Annotated in this window: 18 protein-coding genes; 6 read left to right on the top strand and 12 right to left on the bottom strand. The window is 73.9% G+C overall.

Annotated elements, in window-relative coordinates; translation table 11 throughout:
• Positions 1-2: 2 nt before the first annotated feature.
• From ABD644_RS10405 to ABD644_RS10395, 3 genes are all read left to right on the top strand, one after another.
• A complete protein-coding gene (locus ABD644_RS10405) occupies positions 3-800 on the top strand; it encodes an SDR family oxidoreductase (protein WP_344688778.1) in 798 nt (265 codons plus the stop codon).
• Positions 801-883: 83 nt separating this feature from the next.
• Positions 884-1,330, top strand: a complete 447-nt coding sequence (locus ABD644_RS10400; protein ID WP_344688777.1) for an SRPBCC family protein — start codon at positions 884-886, stop codon at positions 1,328-1,330.
• A gap of 75 nt (positions 1,331-1,405) precedes the next feature.
• The gene (locus tag ABD644_RS10395) at positions 1,406-2,362 is read left to right on the top strand and encodes an NADPH:quinone oxidoreductase family protein (protein ID WP_344688776.1); all 957 of its coding nucleotides are present in this window, start codon (positions 1,406-1,408) and stop codon (positions 2,360-2,362) included.
• Between the two features lie 4 nt (positions 2,363-2,366).
• Here ABD644_RS10395 and ABD644_RS10390 read toward each other — a convergent pair whose 3' ends face one another.
• Genes ABD644_RS10390 through ABD644_RS10380 form a run of 3 tightly spaced genes read right to left on the bottom strand, consistent with a single transcriptional unit; the run spans position 2,367 to position 5,004 of the window.
• A complete protein-coding gene (locus tag ABD644_RS10390) occupies positions 2,367-3,104 on the bottom strand; it encodes a hemerythrin domain-containing protein (protein ID WP_344688775.1) in 738 nt (245 codons plus the stop codon).
• Positions 3,101-4,384: a nucleotide disphospho-sugar-binding domain-containing protein gene (locus ABD644_RS10385; RefSeq protein ID WP_344688774.1), complete on the bottom strand. Its 1,284-nt coding sequence runs from the start codon at positions 4,382-4,384 to the stop codon at positions 3,101-3,103. The genes ABD644_RS10390 and ABD644_RS10385 overlap by 4 nt, the downstream gene beginning before the upstream one ends.
• 20 nt (positions 4,385-4,404) lie before the next feature.
• Positions 4,405-5,004, bottom strand: coding sequence for a TetR/AcrR family transcriptional regulator (locus tag ABD644_RS10380; protein WP_344688773.1), 600 nt, complete (start codon positions 5,002-5,004; stop codon positions 4,405-4,407).
• A 105-nt stretch (positions 5,005-5,109) separates the two neighbouring features.
• Here ABD644_RS10380 and ABD644_RS10375 point away from each other — a divergent pair, with 105 nt between their 5' ends.
• A complete protein-coding gene (locus tag ABD644_RS10375; RefSeq protein WP_344688772.1) occupies positions 5,110-5,925 on the top strand; it encodes a pentapeptide repeat-containing protein in 816 nt (271 codons plus the stop codon).
• Between the two features lie 511 nt (positions 5,926-6,436).
• Here the strand turns inward: ABD644_RS10375 and ABD644_RS10370 are convergent.
• From ABD644_RS10370 to ABD644_RS10355, 4 genes are all read right to left on the bottom strand, one after another.
• Entirely contained in the window at positions 6,437-7,447 is a 1,011-nt protein-coding gene (locus ABD644_RS10370; RefSeq protein ID WP_344688771.1) for an amidohydrolase family protein, read from the bottom strand.
• On the bottom strand, positions 7,444-7,821 hold the full coding sequence (locus ABD644_RS10365) for a metal-sulfur cluster assembly factor (protein ID WP_344688770.1): 378 nt from the start codon (positions 7,819-7,821) through the stop codon (positions 7,444-7,446). The genes ABD644_RS10370 and ABD644_RS10365 overlap by 4 nt, the downstream gene beginning before the upstream one ends.
• A 65-nt stretch (positions 7,822-7,886) precedes the next feature.
• A complete protein-coding gene (locus ABD644_RS10360) occupies positions 7,887-8,609 on the bottom strand; it encodes an IclR family transcriptional regulator (RefSeq protein WP_344688769.1) in 723 nt (240 codons plus the stop codon).
• A gap of 70 nt (positions 8,610-8,679) precedes the next feature.
• On the bottom strand, positions 8,680-8,883 hold the full coding sequence (locus ABD644_RS10355) for a DUF5703 family protein (protein WP_344688768.1): 204 nt from the start codon (positions 8,881-8,883) through the stop codon (positions 8,680-8,682).
• 168 nt (positions 8,884-9,051) lie between these two features.
• Here ABD644_RS10355 and ABD644_RS10350 point away from each other — a divergent pair, with 168 nt between their 5' ends.
• Both ABD644_RS10350 and ABD644_RS10345 read left to right on the top strand, forming a co-directional pair.
• A complete protein-coding gene (locus ABD644_RS10350) occupies positions 9,052-9,309 on the top strand; it encodes a hypothetical protein (protein ID WP_344688767.1) in 258 nt (85 codons plus the stop codon).
• Positions 9,310-9,406: 97 nt separating this feature from the next.
• A complete protein-coding gene (locus tag ABD644_RS10345) occupies positions 9,407-10,087 on the top strand; it encodes a LiaF transmembrane domain-containing protein (RefSeq protein ID WP_344688766.1) in 681 nt (226 codons plus the stop codon).
• A gap of 93 nt (positions 10,088-10,180) precedes the next feature.
• Here the strand turns inward: ABD644_RS10345 and ABD644_RS10340 are convergent, their stop codons facing one another.
• From ABD644_RS10340 to acsA, 5 genes are read right to left on the bottom strand one after another with little or no spacing between them, the layout of a single operon-like run.
• Positions 10,181-10,423 carry an acyl carrier protein gene (locus ABD644_RS10340; RefSeq protein ID WP_344688765.1) on the bottom strand — a complete coding sequence of 81 codons (243 nt, stop codon included), beginning with the start codon at positions 10,421-10,423 and terminating at the stop codon, positions 10,181-10,183.
• Positions 10,420-11,838, bottom strand: a complete 1,419-nt coding sequence (locus ABD644_RS10335) for a dihydrolipoamide acetyltransferase family protein (RefSeq protein ID WP_344688764.1) — start codon at positions 11,836-11,838, stop codon at positions 10,420-10,422. Before ABD644_RS10335 ends, ABD644_RS10340 begins: the two co-directional genes overlap by 4 nt.
• Positions 11,831-12,811, bottom strand: a complete 981-nt coding sequence (locus ABD644_RS10330) for an alpha-ketoacid dehydrogenase subunit beta (protein WP_344688763.1) — start codon at positions 12,809-12,811, stop codon at positions 11,831-11,833. The genes ABD644_RS10335 and ABD644_RS10330 overlap by 8 nt, the downstream gene beginning before the upstream one ends.
• Positions 12,808-13,758 (bottom strand): pyruvate dehydrogenase (acetyl-transferring) E1 component subunit alpha, encoded by a 951-nt coding sequence (pdhA, locus tag ABD644_RS10325; RefSeq protein ID WP_344688762.1) that lies wholly within the window; start codon positions 13,756-13,758, stop codon positions 12,808-12,810. The genes ABD644_RS10330 and pdhA overlap by 4 nt, the downstream gene beginning before the upstream one ends.
• Positions 13,755-15,545 (bottom strand): acetate--CoA ligase, encoded by a 1,791-nt coding sequence (gene acsA / locus ABD644_RS10320; RefSeq protein ID WP_344688761.1) that lies wholly within the window; start codon positions 15,543-15,545, stop codon positions 13,755-13,757. The genes pdhA and acsA overlap by 4 nt, the downstream gene beginning before the upstream one ends.
• Positions 15,546-15,624 lie beyond the last annotated feature (79 nt).

The following is a 15,624-nucleotide window of genomic DNA, read 5'->3' as shown; positions in this document are numbered from 1 at the left end:
CGGTGACCACTCCGCGGGCAGGTTCCGTCGCACTGATCACCGGGGGGACGGGCGGCTTCGGCCGCGCGCTCGCCACGAAGCTCCGCGCGCTGGAGGTCACCGCCGTCCTGGCCGACCTCGACAGCGAGCGCAACCGCGCCGTCGCCGCCGACCTCGGCTGCCCGTTCGTCGCGCTCGACGTCACCGACCGGGCCGCCAACGAGGCCGTCGTCGCCAGCGTGGAGGCCGAGCACGGCCGGCTCGACGCCGCGTACCTCAACGCCGGCATCTCCTCGGCCAAGTCCGATGACGCCGTCGACCTCGACGAGTTCCTGCGCGTGGTCGACATCGACCTGTTCGGGGTCGTCTACGGGACCCTCGCCGCCCGGCCGGCGATCAAGCGCGCCGGTGGGGGAGCGATCGTCGTGACGGCGTCCCTCGCCGGCCTCTCGCCGATGGCCGGCGACCCCGCGTACAGCGTCGCCAAGGGCGGCGCGGTCGCGTTCGTGCGCTCCATGGCGCCGCGGCTGGCGGCCGAGGGGACGACGATCTCGGCGATCTGCCCCGGCTTCGCCGACACCGCGATCATCGACCCGATCCGCGACACGTTCACGCAGGCGGGATTCCCCGTGCTCACCGCTGAGGAGGTCGCCGACGCCATGCTGCTGGCCTGGACGTCGGCCGAGCCCGGCGCCGCCTACGTCATCCAGCCCGGGGTGGGCACGGTGCCCTACAAGTTCAAAGGGGTGCCGTCGGCGAAGACGTCGGCCGGCGAGACCGCCGTCGTCCCGGAGGCGCTGCGCCCGCCGTCGATGCGCTGACGCCGGGGGCCCGAGGACCCTTCGACCGGCCCGCGGCGTCGTCGACACTGGGACTTCCGTCAGCGCGCCCGGCGAGGTGGCCCATGAGACACGAGATCCGGTCCGAGATCGAGATCGAGGCCCCGCCCGATGCGGTCTGGGCCCGGTTGGCGGACCTCGGCGGCTACGCGGAGTGGAACCCGTTCATCACGCGGGCGGAGGGCACGGCCCGAGCCGGCGAGCGGCTGTCGCTGCGCATGCAGCCCTCCGGCGGCCGGGCCATGACCATCCGCCCGACCGTCACCGCCGCCGCCACGGGCTCCACCTTCGAGTGGCTCGGCCACCTGGGGGTCCCGGGAGTGTTCGACGGCCGGCACCGCTTCGAGCTGACACCCACGCCGGCCGGCACGCGGCTGGTGCAGAGCGAGTCGTTCCGCGGCCTGCTCGTGCGGCCGCTCCGGCGGTCCCTGGACACCGGCACCCGCGCGGGCTTCGAGGCGATGAACGCGGCGCTGCGCCGGCGGGTCCTGTCGGCGGAGCCGGAGCCCTGACCGCCCGCATCGGTCGCCCGACCCGCGTCCGAGGCCGCCCGACCGCGGTCGCCGGACGTCTGGCAGGGTCGCGGCATGCGCGCATGGCGGGTCCACGAGCTCGGTGATCCCTCCCAGGTGATGAGCCTCGACGAGATCGAGCAGCCCACGCCCGGCGAGGGCCAGGTGCTGGTCAAGGTGAAGGCCGCGGCCCTGAACTTCCCCGACGTGCTCATGGCGATGGGCATGTACCAGGAGAAGCCCCCGCTGCCCTACATCCCCGGCGTCGAGCTGTGCGGCGAGATCGTCGAGACCGGCCGGCGGGTCATCGGCTCGCCCTCGGGGGGCCCCGGCGCGTTCGCCGAGTACGCGCTGATGGACGCCGACAACGCCTGGCCGGTGCCGGACTCGATGACCGACGAGAAGGCCGCGTCGCTGTACCTGACCTACCAGACCGGCTACGTGGGCCTGCACCGCCGGGCGAACATCCAGGCCGGTGACTGGTTGCTCGTGCACGCCGGCGCCGGGGGAGTGGGCAGCGCTGCCATCCAGCTGGGCAAGGCCGCCGGGGCGACGGTGATCGCCACCGCCGGCGGGGCCCGCAAGACCGAGGTCTGCCGCGAGCTCGGCGCCGACCACGTCATCGACTACACGACCGAGGACTTCGTCCCGATCGTCAAGGAGGTGACCGGCGGGCACGGCGCCGACATCGTCTACGACCCGGTCGGTGGCGACGTCTTCGACAAGAGCACCAAGTGCATCGCCTTCGAGGGCCGCATCGTCGTCGTCGGGTTCACCAGCGGCCGCATCCCCGAGGCGAAGGCCAACCACCTGCTGGTGAAGAACTACAGCGTGGTCGGCCTGCACTGGGGGCTCTACCGCACGAAGGAGCCCTCGCTCATCGGGAAGGTGCACGACGAGCTGGTGACGCTCGTCGAGTCCGGCGCCGTCGACCCGCTGGTGGGGGAGTCCCTGCCGCTGGACCAGGCCCCGCAGGCACTGGCCAAGCTGGCCGATCGCAGCACCGTCGGCAAGGTCGTGCTGGTTCCCTGACCCGTCACCGGGCATAGCGGAAGGCCCGCCGCTCCCGGCGCTCGAACGGACGGCGCAGGAACAGCCGCCACACGAGGATCAGCATCGGCACCTTCGGCTCGGCCCGCATCCGGTCCAGCGCGGCGTCCGGCAGGCCGGGCAGCACCCACTGCGCCACGCGCAGCAGTTGCCGGGCCGTCAGCGGCTTCTCGAAGTACTCGACCGACACCCGCAGCCACTCCTCCTGGGTCAGGTGCCGCTGCACGAGGGCCAGCGCATCGCGCTCCTCATGGGCCAGGTGCGCGCCCAGGTGTTCGGCGGCAGCGGTCAGGTCACTCGCCAGGACGTCCCTGCCCCCGGCATCGGGGGAGCGCGCCATGCGCCGGAAGCCGGCCGCGCACGCCTCCAGCAGGGGGTCGATCCGGCCGTGCTCGGCGCTCATGGCCTCCAGCGTCGCCCGGCCCTCGACGTCCCCGGCGGTGTCGACCCGCTCCAGCAGCAGCGGCCACAGGCCGGCGTCCTCACCGGAGTGGTGGTCGTGCAGGATCCGCGAGAACACGTCCCAGCGGGCGGCGAGCGCCGTCCACGTGTCCCCGTCGTCGACGGGGGTGGCCGGGACGGCGCGGGAGAAGTTCTCCAGGTCGCGGCGGAAGCCGCGGTGCATCGTGAACATCGTCGTCAGGTCGACCGGGCCGTCGGGGGCGGCCGCCTGGCCGGGGAGCATCAGCTGGCCGGCGCGGTGCGGGGTGGGGGTCGCGGTCATCGGGGCTCTCCTCGGGTGGGTGGGTGGTGGAGGGCGCACCCGGCGACGGCGTCGATCTCGTCGACGAGCGCGGTCGCGGCGGCGTCGGCACGCAGCCGGGCGCCGAGGCGACGGGCGTTCTCCCGGAAGGACGGTTCGTCCAGGAGCCGCCGCGCGGCGGCGGCGATCGCCGCCGGCGGCGCACCGGGACGCAGCCGCAGGACGGCGCCGTGCCGCGCGGCACGGACGGTGTTGTCCTTCTGGTCGCGGCCCATCGGCAGGCAGAGCGACGGGACCCCCGCCGCCAGGGCCTTGAGCAGGGTGCCGTGCCCGGCGTGCGTGACGACGGCGTCGGCGATCGGGAACAGCTGCGCGTGGGGGGCCGACCGGACGACGTCGACCCGCGGCGTCGAACGGATCTCGTCCGGGTCGACGGCCGGCCCGGTGGTCACGACGGCCCGGACCGCGAGGCTCTCCAGGGCGGCGGCGATGCGGCGCAGGACGTCGGCCTGCCGCATGTAGCTGCTCGACAGGCCCACGACCACCAACGGCTCGTCTCCGGCGGGCGGCCGGTACGGCGCGGCCCACGCAGGGTCGTCGAGCACCGGCCCCACGTACCGGACGTTGGGCGGCAGCACGCCCGGCAGGTCGAAGGCGGGGGAGGTGAGCACCAGCACCCGGGCCGCGCGGTCCCACTGCTCCCAGACCTCGGCGAGCGGATCGAGACCGACGCGGGCGCGGGCGGCGTTGAGGTCACCCAGCCCGCGGTTCCACAGCGCCTGCGCGACCCGGTTCAGCGCGCGGTCACGCGCCCGGCCGGCGGGCCCGCGCCCGGGCGTCAGCCCGGATCCGAAGGGGGGCAGCCCGGGGGCCGGGCGGGAGTAGACGTTGGCGCACAGGGCGACTGCGGGCACGCCCGCCGACTCCGCGCCGATCAGCGCGCCGAGCAGGGGACCGCTGGCGACGACCGCGTCGGCCGGACGGTGCGCGAGCTGCTCGCGGACGTCGGCGGCGAACGCATCGGCGGGACCGGTGATCATCCGGTCGCACAGCCGACGGAGCACCCCGACCGGGGTCCGGCACTCCCAGTCGCGGAACACGTCGTCGTACGGTGCCGAGGTCTTCCGGTGCGGGGCCCGGGTCCAGCTGCGGAACGCCGCGCCGACGGCACGGGCGTCCGGTTCGATCGTCGGGTCGCCCAGCACCGTGACGGAATGGCCGCGGGCCACCAGCCGGCGGGCGACGCCGATCTCCGCGGGAACCGTGCCGCCGCCGTCCCACAGGGTGACCAGGACGTGCATGGGGGGTCCTCCTCGGCGGGTCAGAGGTGGCGGACGCTCTCCAGGGCGGCCCCGAGCAGGGCTCCGAGCACGGCGGCGGTGTCGCGGCGGGACCGGCCCAGGTCGCGGCGCAGCAGCTTCCAGGTGCCGACGTCGGTCACCGCGTAGAGCGCCGCGAGGGCCCGGCGCCGCGCGGCGGGCGCGGCGGGGAGCGCGTCGGCGAAGGTGGCCTCGAGCCAGGCGGTGTGGCCTGTGCGGCCGACCTCGATGGCCCGGTCGAGGGCGGGAATCCGTTCGGCGACGGCGACCAGCCGAGCGTTCCCGTCACCGAACGCCTCGTACTGGCGCATCAGGCCCCGGACCGCGGCGTCGACGTCACCGGGGACGACGGGACCGCGCAGGCCCGCCACCTCCGGGGCGACGAACTCCGCGACCGACAGGAGCAGGCCTTCCTTCGAGGAGAAGTGGTTGAGCAGCGTCTGCTCGCTGACCCCGGCGGCGGCGGCGATCTCGCCGAGGCGCACCTCGTCGTACGCCAGCGTGAAGAAGCGCTCCTGGGCCACGCCGAGGATGCGCTCCCGGGTGCGTTCGACCCCTGCGGCGCGCGCCTGCGACCGGTAGCTCCGGGCGGCCTGAGGCATGCACGAAAGCCTGGCACTCCGCTGGGGTCGTGGTCAAGCGAAAACTTGGGTTCGACCCAAACGAAATGTTCGACCGGGGTGCACCCCGCCTACGCTGGTTCCGACATGCCCGACCGCCCGCTACCCCTCGCCGGCCGGCACGACCGCCTCCGGGCCGACTGCTCCCGTTGCGCCGGCCTGTGCTGCGTCGCGCCGGCGTTCTCAGCGTCGGCGGACTTCGCGATCGACAAGCCGGCGGGCGTGCCCTGTCCGAACCTGGCCGCGGACTTCCGGTGCGGCATCCACGACCGGCTGCGCGAGCGCGGGTTCCCCGGCTGCGAGGTCTTCGACTGCTTCGGCGCCGGCCAGCAGCTGACCCAGGTCACCTTCGCCGGGCGGTCGTGGCGCGAGTCACCGGAGCTCGCCGCCACGCAGTTCTCCGTCTTCCCGGTGATGCGGCAGCTGCACGAGATGCTGTGGCACCTCACCGAGGCGGGGTCGCGGGGCACGACCCTGGACGCCGATGCCCGCGCGGCACTGGCCCGCGTCGAGCGCCTCACGTCCGCGCCCGCCGAGGAGCTGCGGGAGCTCGACGTCGGTGCGCTGCGCAGCGAGGTGGGTGAGCTGCTGGGCCGGGTCAGCGCGACGGTCCGCGGCCCGGGTGCGCCCGACCGGCGGGGCGCGGACCTCATGGGCCGCGACCTGCGCCGGTCGCGGCTGCGGGACGCCTGCCTCCGGGGCGCCTACCTGATCGGGGCGGATCTGCGCGGGGTCGATCTCGGCACGGCCGACCTGCTCGGGGCGGACCTGCGCGCAGCGGACCTCCGGGGTGCGGATCTCGGCCGCTGCTTGTTCGTTACCCAGTCGCAGGTGACCGCGGCACGGGGCGACGAGTCGACACGTCTCCCTGTCGCCGTGGCGACTCCCGCCCACTGGGGCTGATCGGAGGGAGGGCCGGTGGCCGATCGTCGGCGCCCGCGTGCCGTCCGCGTCCCGGTCGAGGAGCCGCTGGCGGGCGGTGGCCACGACTACGCGGACGCCTTCGAGGTCCGGCTGGCCGACCCGGACCACCGCACCGCGGAGCAGTGGCTGCGCGCCGGCCTCGAGCAGGCACCCGCGGCCGTGCGTCGGACCATCCGGATCGCCCACCGCCACGTCCTGCGCTTCCGTCTGGGGCCGCCGTCGCCCGACCGCGTCCTGGGCTGGGACATCGCCACCTCGACGCCGGAGGTGTTCAGGCTGCAGACGCGCTCGTCGCTGATGCGGGCGGCCATCGTCGTCCGGCGGCGCGACTCGACCCGGACGACGCTGACGACGGTCCTGCATTACGACCGCTCGGTCCTGGCCCGCATCGTCTGGGTCGTCGTGGGCCCGCTGCACCGGAGGATCGCGCCCCTGCTGCTGGCCCGGGCCGCGGCCCTCGGGTCGAACGATCCGGGGTCGAGCGAGCCGGTCAGTGCGACTGCGGGCGGCCGAGGCGGGTCTTCGTCGACTCGACGTCCAGGCCGTGCAGGCGCAGCAGGTTCTCGCCGAGGATCTTCCGCTTGGCGACGTCGGTGAGCTGCGGGTAGCCGTAGCCGTCGCACAGGTCCTGCGGGATCGAGAAGTCCATGAACGCCTTCAACGCCCACTGCGGGTGGAAGATCGGCGCCTCCGACCCGTAGACGATCTTGTCCTCGCCGCACCAGAACAGCAGCTTGCCGAGGATCTCGGCGAACATCCGCGGCGCGCGGACGAGGAAGTTGATCGTGGCGGCCAGGGAGGCGTACAGGTTCGGGTAGCGGATCAGCTGCCAGCAGGTCTCGTCGATGAACGGCAACCCGACGTGGTAGATCACGAAGTTGATGTCGGGGAAGTTGGCGGCCGCGCCGTCCATGTCCCAGGTCTGGGTGTGCTCGATCGGCTGCGGGCCCAGCGGCACGCCCTTGTGCACGCCGATGAGGTTGACCCCCAGCTCCTGCGCCTTCTCGAAGATCGGGAAGGCCACCTTCGGGTCGTCCATGCGCCACGGGAACGGTGAGCCGTAGTCGTAGCGCACGTTGTAGAACTTGAAGGCCTTGGCGCCGAACTCGCCGACCTGGCGCTCCATGAGGTCGATGGCCTTCCGGCCCTCGAGCGGGTTGACCGAGCCCCAGAAGACCGTGCGGTCGGGATCGCGCGACGCCAGCTCGGTGCACGCCTCCCACGGCGAGAGCCCGTCGCGGAACAGGTCGGTCAGGGGCAGCGGCATCGCCACGAGCATGTCGGTGTCGGACTCGTCGTAGACCATCTGGCGGATGTCCGCCGGCGTCCACTCCTTGAGGAACTCGTCGGAGGACAGGTGGGTCTCGTCGTCCGGGGTGAGCGTGGCGTGGAAGGCGTAGAGGTGGTTGGCGAACATCTGCCCCGGCGTCCCGTACGCGTTCTTGCCGGTGAAGTTGAACGGGTGCGCCACCCCGTCGAACACGAAGGCGTCACCGATCATCGCTGGTCTCCTCGTTGCTGGGACAGGTAGGCATCCCGGTCAGGCACGGCGACCGGGTCGGGCAGGAACCGCAGCTTCCGGGTGGCCGACTCCGAGAGCCGGTCGGTCGTCCAGGCCTCGTCCCAGACGACCTCGACCTCGCAGGACTCGACACCGGGCTCGGCGTTGATCGCATCGGCGACGTCGGTGAGCACCCGCGCGGCGAACGGGCACCAGCCGGAGGTGAGCAGCAGCTCCACGCGCGCGTGGGTGTCGCGCATCTCGACGGAGCGCAGCAGGCCCATGTCGACCACCGAGATGCCCTTCTCGCGGCAGCAGGGGTCGTACACCCCCGACAGGGCGCGCACCGCCCACTCCGGCGCCGGCTGCGTCATGGCCGCCATCGTGGGACCGGGCGGGGGCCCCGGCCAGGGTGCGGATTTCAGATGGCGACGAAAGCTCAGGCGCCCAGCGCCAGCGCCCGCGAGATCCGGCCCGCAGCGGTCAGCGCGGTGCGCCGGGCCGGTTCCGTCGACGGGCTGACCACCCCGACGGCACCCACGCCGTCGAGCGTGGGCACGGCGGCCGCCACGCAGCACACCCCGACCGCGTACTCGCCGTCGTCGACGGCGACCTCGCCCGCCAGAGGCAACCGGAGGCGCCGCGGGTCGACGACGGTGCGCGGGGTGAGGTCGTGCAGGGGATGGCGCGCGAGGTAGTCGAGCCGGGCATCGGCGGCCAGCTGGCCCAGGATGCACTTGCCGATCGCCGTCGCGTGGCCGGCGTCGTGCACCCCGACCCACAGGTCGATCCGCGGCGCCCGCGCGCTGTCGACGATCTCGGTCACCACGATCTCGCCGTCCACGTAGCGGGCCAGGTAGACCGCACCGCCGAGCTCGTCGCGCAGCCACTCCAGGGCCGGCCGCGCGTGGGCCAGCCCGCGGGCCGCCGTCCCGTGCTGCCGGACGACGTCGATCCGGTGCCCGAGCACGTACGAGCCGTCGTCCAGTCGCTGCAGCCAGCCCTCGTGGGCGCAGGTCCGCAGCAGGTGGTACGTCGTGGCGAGCGGCAGGCCGGCCGCCCGGGCCAGCTCCTTGGCGCGCGCCCGGCCGTCGCGCTCGGCGAGCACCTCGAGCAGCCGCAGCGCCCGCTGCACGGACTGGATCAGCGTCGGTTCGCCCACGTCCGGCCCCCTCGCACCGTGGTGTGCACACCTTGGCGCGCGCCGGGCCGGCGGGGAAGGGGTGTGGCGTCTAGAGGACCGGACCGGGCAGGTAGGACAGCCGCGCACGCCTGCGCAGGATCACCTTGCGGGTGCCGTCGGCGTGCAGCTGCAGCCGGGCGAGCTCCCAGCCGCCGACGTCGGCCTGCAGGCTCAGCATGGTCGCCGCTGCGGATCGGGACGTGCCCGGCGGTATCCGCAGCGGCGCGAACTCGTAGTCCCCGGCTGCCTCCATCGGCAGCGATTGTGCCTGCTTCCCGCCGGTCGGTCACCTCCCTCGCGTCCGGGTCACCCGGTCCGGTCTGCCACCGGTGCCCGGTCCCCGGCAGGATGGGCCCCGGCATCCGCGGTGCTCTCTGCATCCGTCTCGATGCATCCGTACCGCTCGACGAGGGGAGACGACATGACCGGACCCGGCGTGCCCGAAGCCGACCGAGCGGAGCAGGAGGCTCTGATCGACCCGCCGGAGGTGTCCATCGCCGGTGACGCGCACGCCCCGGCCCCGGACGTGCCCGAGGCCGACTCCCTCGACCAGCAGCTCGTCGCCCGCCCGCACGGGACCGGTGGCCCGGTGCACCCCGTCGGCGACCGGGAGGCCGACGCCGCCGACGTCCTCGAGCAGGAGGCCGACGTGCCGGTGGAGGACGACGACGTCGACTGACGGATTCCGGTGACCGGCGGCCCGCGCTGACGGGGCTTTGGCCCCTCGGTGCGGGCCGCCATCGCTTGGGACGGTGACGGTGACCAGGGAGGTCACCATGAACCCGATGCGCATCTGGCTCGCCGGTGTGCTGATCGCGCTCGGCGGCGTGTGGCTGCTCGACGCCGCCGACGTGCTGGACGCCGACTCCGTCATCGACCGGTGGTGGCCGGTCGCGGTGATCGCGCTGGCCCTGCTCGCCGCGGTCGCCGAGCGCCGGATGGGCCTGGGCCCGACGGCGCTGCTCGTCATCGGCGTGCTGCTGCTGGTCGACCGGCTCGACCTCGTCGACGTCGACCAGATCCTGTGGCCGCTGGTGGCCGTGATCGTCGGCCTCTGGCTGCTGGTGAGCCGGGGGAAGCGGGCGCGGCTGCGCGAGCAGGCGGGTGAGCGTCAGGACGTCGTCGCGCTGCTCGGCGGCTCGCAGAGCCGGAACCGCTCGGAGCACTTCCGGCACGCCAACGTCTCGGCGGTCCTCGGGGGTGCCACGCTCGACATGCGGGAGGCGCACCTGGACCCAGGGGCCTCGGTCGACGCTCTGGCCGTGTTCGGCGGGGTCGACGTCATCGTCCCCGAGGGCTGGCGGGTCCAGCTCGGCGGCCTGCCCATCTTCGGCGGCTACGAGGACAAGACCCACAAGAACGGCGGCCTGGCCCTCGACGCACCCGTGCTGAAGGTCGGGGCGACGGCGATCTTCGGCGGCGTCACCGTCAAGAACCACCCCGACCACGGCGACTGACCCGGACGAGATCTGCACACTGGCCCACTTCCGGCCCCGGAAGTGGGCCGGTGTGCAGATCTGGCCGCGCGGAGGGGCGGGTGCGGCAGGTGTTCAGCCGTGCGTCGCCACGTACCCGACGAGGCCACCGACGGTGCCGACCTCGGCGTAGGCGCCCTCGGGGATGTCCACGCCTGCCTTCGCGGCGATCGTCTCCAGGACCCGCAGGAAGTCCAGGGAGTCCAGCTCCAGGTCCTGGCGCAGTCGCGCCCCTTCGACGAGGTCCTCCGGGTCGACGTCGGGCGCCACCTGGCCGATGGCCGAGCGCACCGTCTCCCATGCGTCCTGCTCGTTCACAGTTCCTCCGGTCGCTGCAGCAGTTCGGTGATCCGGTCGAGGAAGCGGCCGCCGCGCAGGCCGTCGCTGACCCGGTGGTCGGCGGAGAGGGTCGCGGTGACGGTGGGGCGGACGCCGAGCAGCCCGTGCTCGGCCCAGGGCCGCTCCATCACCCGCCCGAACCCCACGAGGGCCACCTGGGGCGGGAAGACGACGCCGAACACGCTCTCCACCCCGAGGTCGCCGAGGTTGGTGACCGTGATCGTGGAGTCGGTCATCTCCGCGCGCTGCAGGCGGCCGCCCCGCGCTCGGGCGACGAGGTCGCGCAGGCCGGCCATCAGCTGGTCGAGGGTCAGGGTGTCGGCGTCGTGCAGCGCCGGCGCCACCAGCCCGCCCTTGCGCAGCGCGACCGCCACGCCCAGGTGGACGGCGCCACTCGGGGCGAACTCCCCGTTCTCGAAGAAGCCGTTCATGGCGGGCACGTCGCGGGCCGCGAGCGCCGTCGCCTTGAGCAGCAGGGCACTGGGCACCAGCCGCTCGGCGACCGGCCGGCCGCTGTTGGTCGCCTGCATCCAGTCCAGCGCGGTGTGCAGGTCGATCGTCGTGCTCAGGTAGTAGTGCGGGATCTCGCGCTTGGACCGGGCCATGAGCGCCCCGATGGCGCGCCGGAGCCCGGCCGTCCGGTCCTGCGCCGGTGCGATCACCGGAGAGGCCATCGGCGCGGCTGCGGTCGTCGCAGCGAGCTCAGCCGGAGCGGCCCGACGGACGTCGGCCTCGGTCACCGCGCCGTCGGGCCCGGTACCGGTCAGGCCCGCCAGCTCCAGACCCAGTTCCGCCGCCAGCCGCCGGGCGCGCGGTGACGACCGGACCCGAGCGGCCGGGGGAGGAAGGGCAGCCGGCGCCGCGGCGGTCCGCTCGACGTCGGCCCGGGTGATCGCGCCGCCCTTCCCGCTGCCCGTGACGGTGGTCAGGTCGACGCCGAGCCGGTGCGCGAGATGGCGCACCGGTGGCGCGGCGTGGGGGTGCACCGGGCGGGGCGGCCCGGTCAAGGGCGGGGGAGGGGGCGTCGGCGGGACGATCGGCTCCGGCGGCGGGACGGGGATCGGCGGCGGCACCGGTTCCGGTGGGGTGATCGGCTCCGGTGGAGGCACGGGCTCCGGCGGGGGCACCGGGATCGGGGGCTCTCCCGGGCCGGGGACCGGGGCCTCCTCGATGCGGGCGAGCAGCGTCCCGACGGGGACGTCGGTCCCGGCCTCGACGACCACCTCGGTGACGACGCCGTCGCTGAAGGACTCGACGTCCATCAGCGCCTTGTCGGTGTCGACCGTGGCCAGGATGTCGCCCCGGTGGACGGTGTCGCCGGGCTTCACCAGCCACTCGATGATCCGGCCGTGCTCCATGTCGGCCCCCAGCGAGGGCATCCGGAACTCACCCACCGGCGTGCACCGCCTCCCGCGCTGCGGCCACGATCCGGTCGACCGAGGGCAGCGCCGCCAGTTCCATGTGCCGCGCGTAGGGGATCGGCACCTCGGCGCTGCACACCCGGCCGACGGGTGCGTCCAGGTCGTAGAACAGCCGCTCGGTGATCCGCGCGCTGATCTCGGCGGACAGGCTGCCGCTGCGCCAGCCCTCGTCCACCACGACCGCCCGGTGGGTCTTCGCCACCGTCGCGGTGATCGCGTCGTCGTCCAGGGGGCGCAGCGTGCGCAGGTCGAGCACCTCCGCGTCGATGCCGTCGGCCGCCAGCCGCTCCGCGGCCTCGAGCACCGTGGGGAGGGTGCCGCCGTAGGTGATCAGCGAGACGTCGCCGCCGGGACGGCGCCCCGCGGCCGTGTCGAGGTCCACCGGCCCCGCGTCGTCGTCGAGTTCGCCCTGCGCGTTGTAGAGGGTGCCGTGCTCGAAGATCAGCACCGGGTCGGGGTCCTCCAGCGCCGTCCAGAGCATGCCGCGGGCGTCGGCGAGGGTGGCCGGCGCGACGATCCGCAGCCCGGGGATGTGCGCGTACCAGCCCTCGAGGCTGTGCGAGTGCTGCGCCGCCAGCTGCCGGCCGGCCCCGGTGGTCATGCGGATGACCAGCGGCACGTTGAACTGCCCCCCGGACATGTGCAGCAGGCTGGCGGCGTTGTTCACGATCTGGTCCAGCGCCAGCAGGCTGAAGTTGACGGTCATGATCTCGACGATCGGCCGCATGCCGCCCAGCGCCGCGCCGATGCCGGCCCCGACGAAACCCGACTCCGACAGCGGGGTGTCGCGGATGCGGTCGGGCCCGAACTCCTCCAGCAGCCCGAGGCTCACCGCGTAGCAGCCGCCGTAGTGCCCGACGTCCTCGCCCATCAGGAACACCCGGTCGTCGCGCCGCATCGCGTCGCGGATGGCCTCGCGCATGGCCTCCCGGTAGCTGGTCTTCACCGGGCCGGCCGATCGCTGTGCACGAACCGGGTGAGCTCCTCGACCGGTTCGTCGGTGCCGGCCTCGGCGAAGGCGACGGCGGCCTGCAGCTCGGCGTCGACGTCGCGCTGCATCTCCGTCCACTCCTGCTCGGGCAGCGCCAGGCTCGCCCGCAGCGTCTCGATCGGGTCCCGTTCCACCCAGCGGGCGACCTCGGCCTTCTCCCGGTACCGCTCCGGGTCGAACATCGAGTGCGCCCGGAAGCGGTAGGTGCGCAGCTCCAGGAAGTGCGGGCCGCCTCCGCCGCGGACCGCGTCGACGGCGCGCCGGGCGGTCTCGGCGACGGCGAGGACGTCCATGCCGTCGACCGGCCAGGCCGGGATCTCGTACGCCGAGGCCTTGAGCGCGATGTCGGTCTCGGACTCCACCAGACGCAGCGCGGTTCCCATCGCGTAGAGGTTGTTCTCGCAGCAGAACAGCACCGGCAGCCGCCACAGCGCCGCGAGGTTCAGGCTCTCGTGGAACTCGCCCTCGGCCACGGCGCCCTCGCCGAAGAAGCAGACGGTGACGCGGTCGCGGCCCTGCATCTTGTCGGCCAGCGCCAGGCCGACCGCCAGCGGCAGCCCGCCGGCGACGATGGCGTTGCCGCCGTAGAAGCGGGTGGCGGCGTCGAACAGGTGCATCGAGCCGCCCCGGCCCCGGCAGCAGCCCTCCTGCTTGCCGTACATCTCGGCGAGGATCGCCTCCGCCGACACCCCGCGGAGCAGGGCGTGCCCGTGCTCGCGGTAGGTGGCGACGACGGCGTCGTCCGCTGCCAGCGCGCTCGACACGCCGGTGGCCACGGCCTCCTCGCCGATGTAGACGTGCAGGAAGCCGCGGATCTTCGCGGCGCTGTACAGCTCGACGCAGGTCTCCTCGAGCCGCCGGACGCGCAGCATCTGGCGCAGCAGGTCGACCGGTTCGGTCATCGCGGTGCCTCCAGGGTGGAGAGGTCGCCCTCGGGGAGGCCGAGTTCGCGGGCGCGCAGCAGGCGGCGCAGGATCTTGCCGCTGCGGGTCTTGGGCAGGTTCTCGGCGAAGGCGATCTCCCGCGGCGCCACCGCCGGCCCGAGCCGCTTGCGGGCGAAGCCGAGGATGTCCAGCCGCAGCTCGTCGGTCGGTTCGACGCCCCGCCGGAGCTGCACGAACGCCTTCACCACCTGCCCGGCGACCGGGTCGGGGACGCCGATCGCCCCGGCCTCGGCGACGGCGTCGTGCTCCATCAGGCTGCTCTCGACCTCGAACGGCCCGATCAGGTGGCCGGCGGACTTGATGACGTCGTCGCCGCGCCCTACGAACCAGAACCAGCCGTCGGCGTCCCGCCGGGCGAGGTCCCCGGTGAGGTACCAGCCGCCGACGAAGCAGCGCCGGTAGCGCTCCTCCTCGTTCAGGTAGCCGCGGAACATCGACGGCCAGCCGGGGCGCAGCGCCAGCTCGCCCTCGAGCTCGGGATCGGTGACCAGCACCGCGGCGCCGTCCCGGACGATCGGGTCGCCGTCGTCGTCGCGGGCCACCAGCGCGGCCTCGATCCCCGGGATCGGGCGCCCCATCGAACCGGGCCGGATGTCGGCCGCGACGAAGTTGGCGATCATGATCCCGCCGGTCTCGGTCTGCCACCAGTTGTCGTGGACGGGCAGCCCCCACGCCTCCTGGCCCCACACGACCACCTCGGGGTTGAGCGGCTCGCCCACGCTGGCCACGAACCGCAGCGCCGAGAGGTCGTGCGCCCGCGCCCGCTCGGTGCCGGCGCGCATGAGCATCCGCAGCGCGGTCGGGGCGGTGTACCAGACGGTCACGTGCTGCTCGGCGAGGATCGAGTACCAGCGGTCGGCGTCCATCTCCTCCTCGTCGACGACCGCGGTCACCCCGTGCACCAGCGGCGCGATGATCCCGTAGGACATGCCGGTCACCCAGCCGGGATCGGCGGTGCACCAGTAGACGTCGCCGGGGTGCAGGTCCAGCGCGTACAGGCCGGTCGCCCAGTGCGCCACGACCGCCTCGTGCACGTGCATGGCGCCCTTGGGCGTGCCGGTCGTGCCGCTGGTGAAGTGCAGCAGCGCCAGGTCGTCGGGCCGGGTGCGGGCGATCTCGGTCTCCGGCTCCGCGGCGGCCATCAGTTCGGCGAGGTCGAGGGTGCCCGGCTCGGCCGGACCGTCGACGAGCAGGACGTGCTCGAGGGCGGGGAGCTGGTCCCGGACCGGCGCCACCTTCTTGCGGTAATACGCCCGCGTGGTGAGCAGCACCCGCCCGCCGCCGAGGTGCAGCCGCTGGCGGACCGGCTCGGGGCCGAACGCGGAGAACAGGGGGCAGAAGACGGAGCCGTACCGGAGCGTGCCCAGGACGGCCACGTAGAGATCGGGACTGCGGCCCAGCAGCGAGAACACCCGGTCACCCGGCTGCACGCCCAGGTCGCGCAGCACGCCGGCGAAGCGGGCGGACCGCCCGTCGAGCTCGGCGTAGCTGTAGGAGCGGGTGCTGCCGTCGGCCCGGACGAACCGCAGCGCCTCGCGGTCCCGCAGCGGGCCGGCGGCGTGCCGGCCCACGGCCTCGTGGGCGATGTTCAGCCCGCCCCCCGGCAGGCCGTTGAGGGCGCGGCGGGCGTCGTCCCACCGGAACTCCGCGCAGGTGGCGTCGTAGTCGGCGAGATGGGGCGGGACGGCGGCCGGTTGCTTCACGATGGTCGGCCAGCGGGTCGCGAGGCCGGCGTCGGCAGTCACCGGGTCATGGGACCGCCCGGTGGCTCCCCGGCACAGGGCCGAAGGTCGCACCGGACGACGGCCGTCGGCCCTCTCACCT

The organism is Blastococcus jejuensis (assembly GCF_039534705.1).
GTDB classification, from domain to species: Bacteria; Actinomycetota; Actinomycetes; order Mycobacteriales; family Geodermatophilaceae; genus Blastococcus_B; species Blastococcus_B jejuensis.
The sequence above is the reverse complement of the archived record's forward strand: the minus strand, read 5'-3'. Positions and strand labels throughout refer to the sequence as shown.

Bases quoted from the DNA above. Each gene is read 5' to 3' on its own strand.
- ABD644_RS10400 (WP_344688777.1), top strand. From the start codon at position 884: ATGAGACACGAGATCCGGTCCGAGATCGAGATCGAGGCCCCGCCCGAT.
- ABD644_RS10395 (WP_344688776.1), top strand. From the start codon at position 1,406: ATGCGCGCATGGCGGGTCCACGAGCTCGGTGATCCCTCCCAGGTGATG.
- ABD644_RS10390 (WP_344688775.1), bottom strand. From the start codon at position 3,104: ATGACCGCGACCCCCACCCCGCACCGCGCCGGCCAGCTGATGCTCCCC.
- ABD644_RS10385 (WP_344688774.1), bottom strand. From the start codon at position 4,384: ATGCACGTCCTGGTCACCCTGTGGGACGGCGGCGGCACGGTTCCCGCG.
- ABD644_RS10380 (WP_344688773.1), bottom strand. From the start codon at position 5,004: ATGCCTCAGGCCGCCCGGAGCTACCGGTCGCAGGCGCGCGCCGCAGGG.
- ABD644_RS10375 (WP_344688772.1), top strand. From the start codon at position 5,110: ATGCCCGACCGCCCGCTACCCCTCGCCGGCCGGCACGACCGCCTCCGG.
- ABD644_RS10370 (WP_344688771.1), bottom strand. From the start codon at position 7,447: ATGATCGGTGACGCCTTCGTGTTCGACGGGGTGGCGCACCCGTTCAAC.
- ABD644_RS10365 (WP_344688770.1), bottom strand. From the start codon at position 7,821: ATGACGCAGCCGGCGCCGGAGTGGGCGGTGCGCGCCCTGTCGGGGGTG.
- ABD644_RS10355 (WP_344688768.1), bottom strand. From the start codon at position 8,883: ATGGAGGCAGCCGGGGACTACGAGTTCGCGCCGCTGCGGATACCGCCG.
- ABD644_RS10350 (WP_344688767.1), top strand. From the start codon at position 9,052: ATGACCGGACCCGGCGTGCCCGAAGCCGACCGAGCGGAGCAGGAGGCT.
- ABD644_RS10345 (WP_344688766.1), top strand. From the start codon at position 9,407: ATGAACCCGATGCGCATCTGGCTCGCCGGTGTGCTGATCGCGCTCGGC.
- pdhA (WP_344688762.1), bottom strand. From the start codon at position 13,758: ATGACCGAACCGGTCGACCTGCTGCGCCAGATGCTGCGCGTCCGGCGG.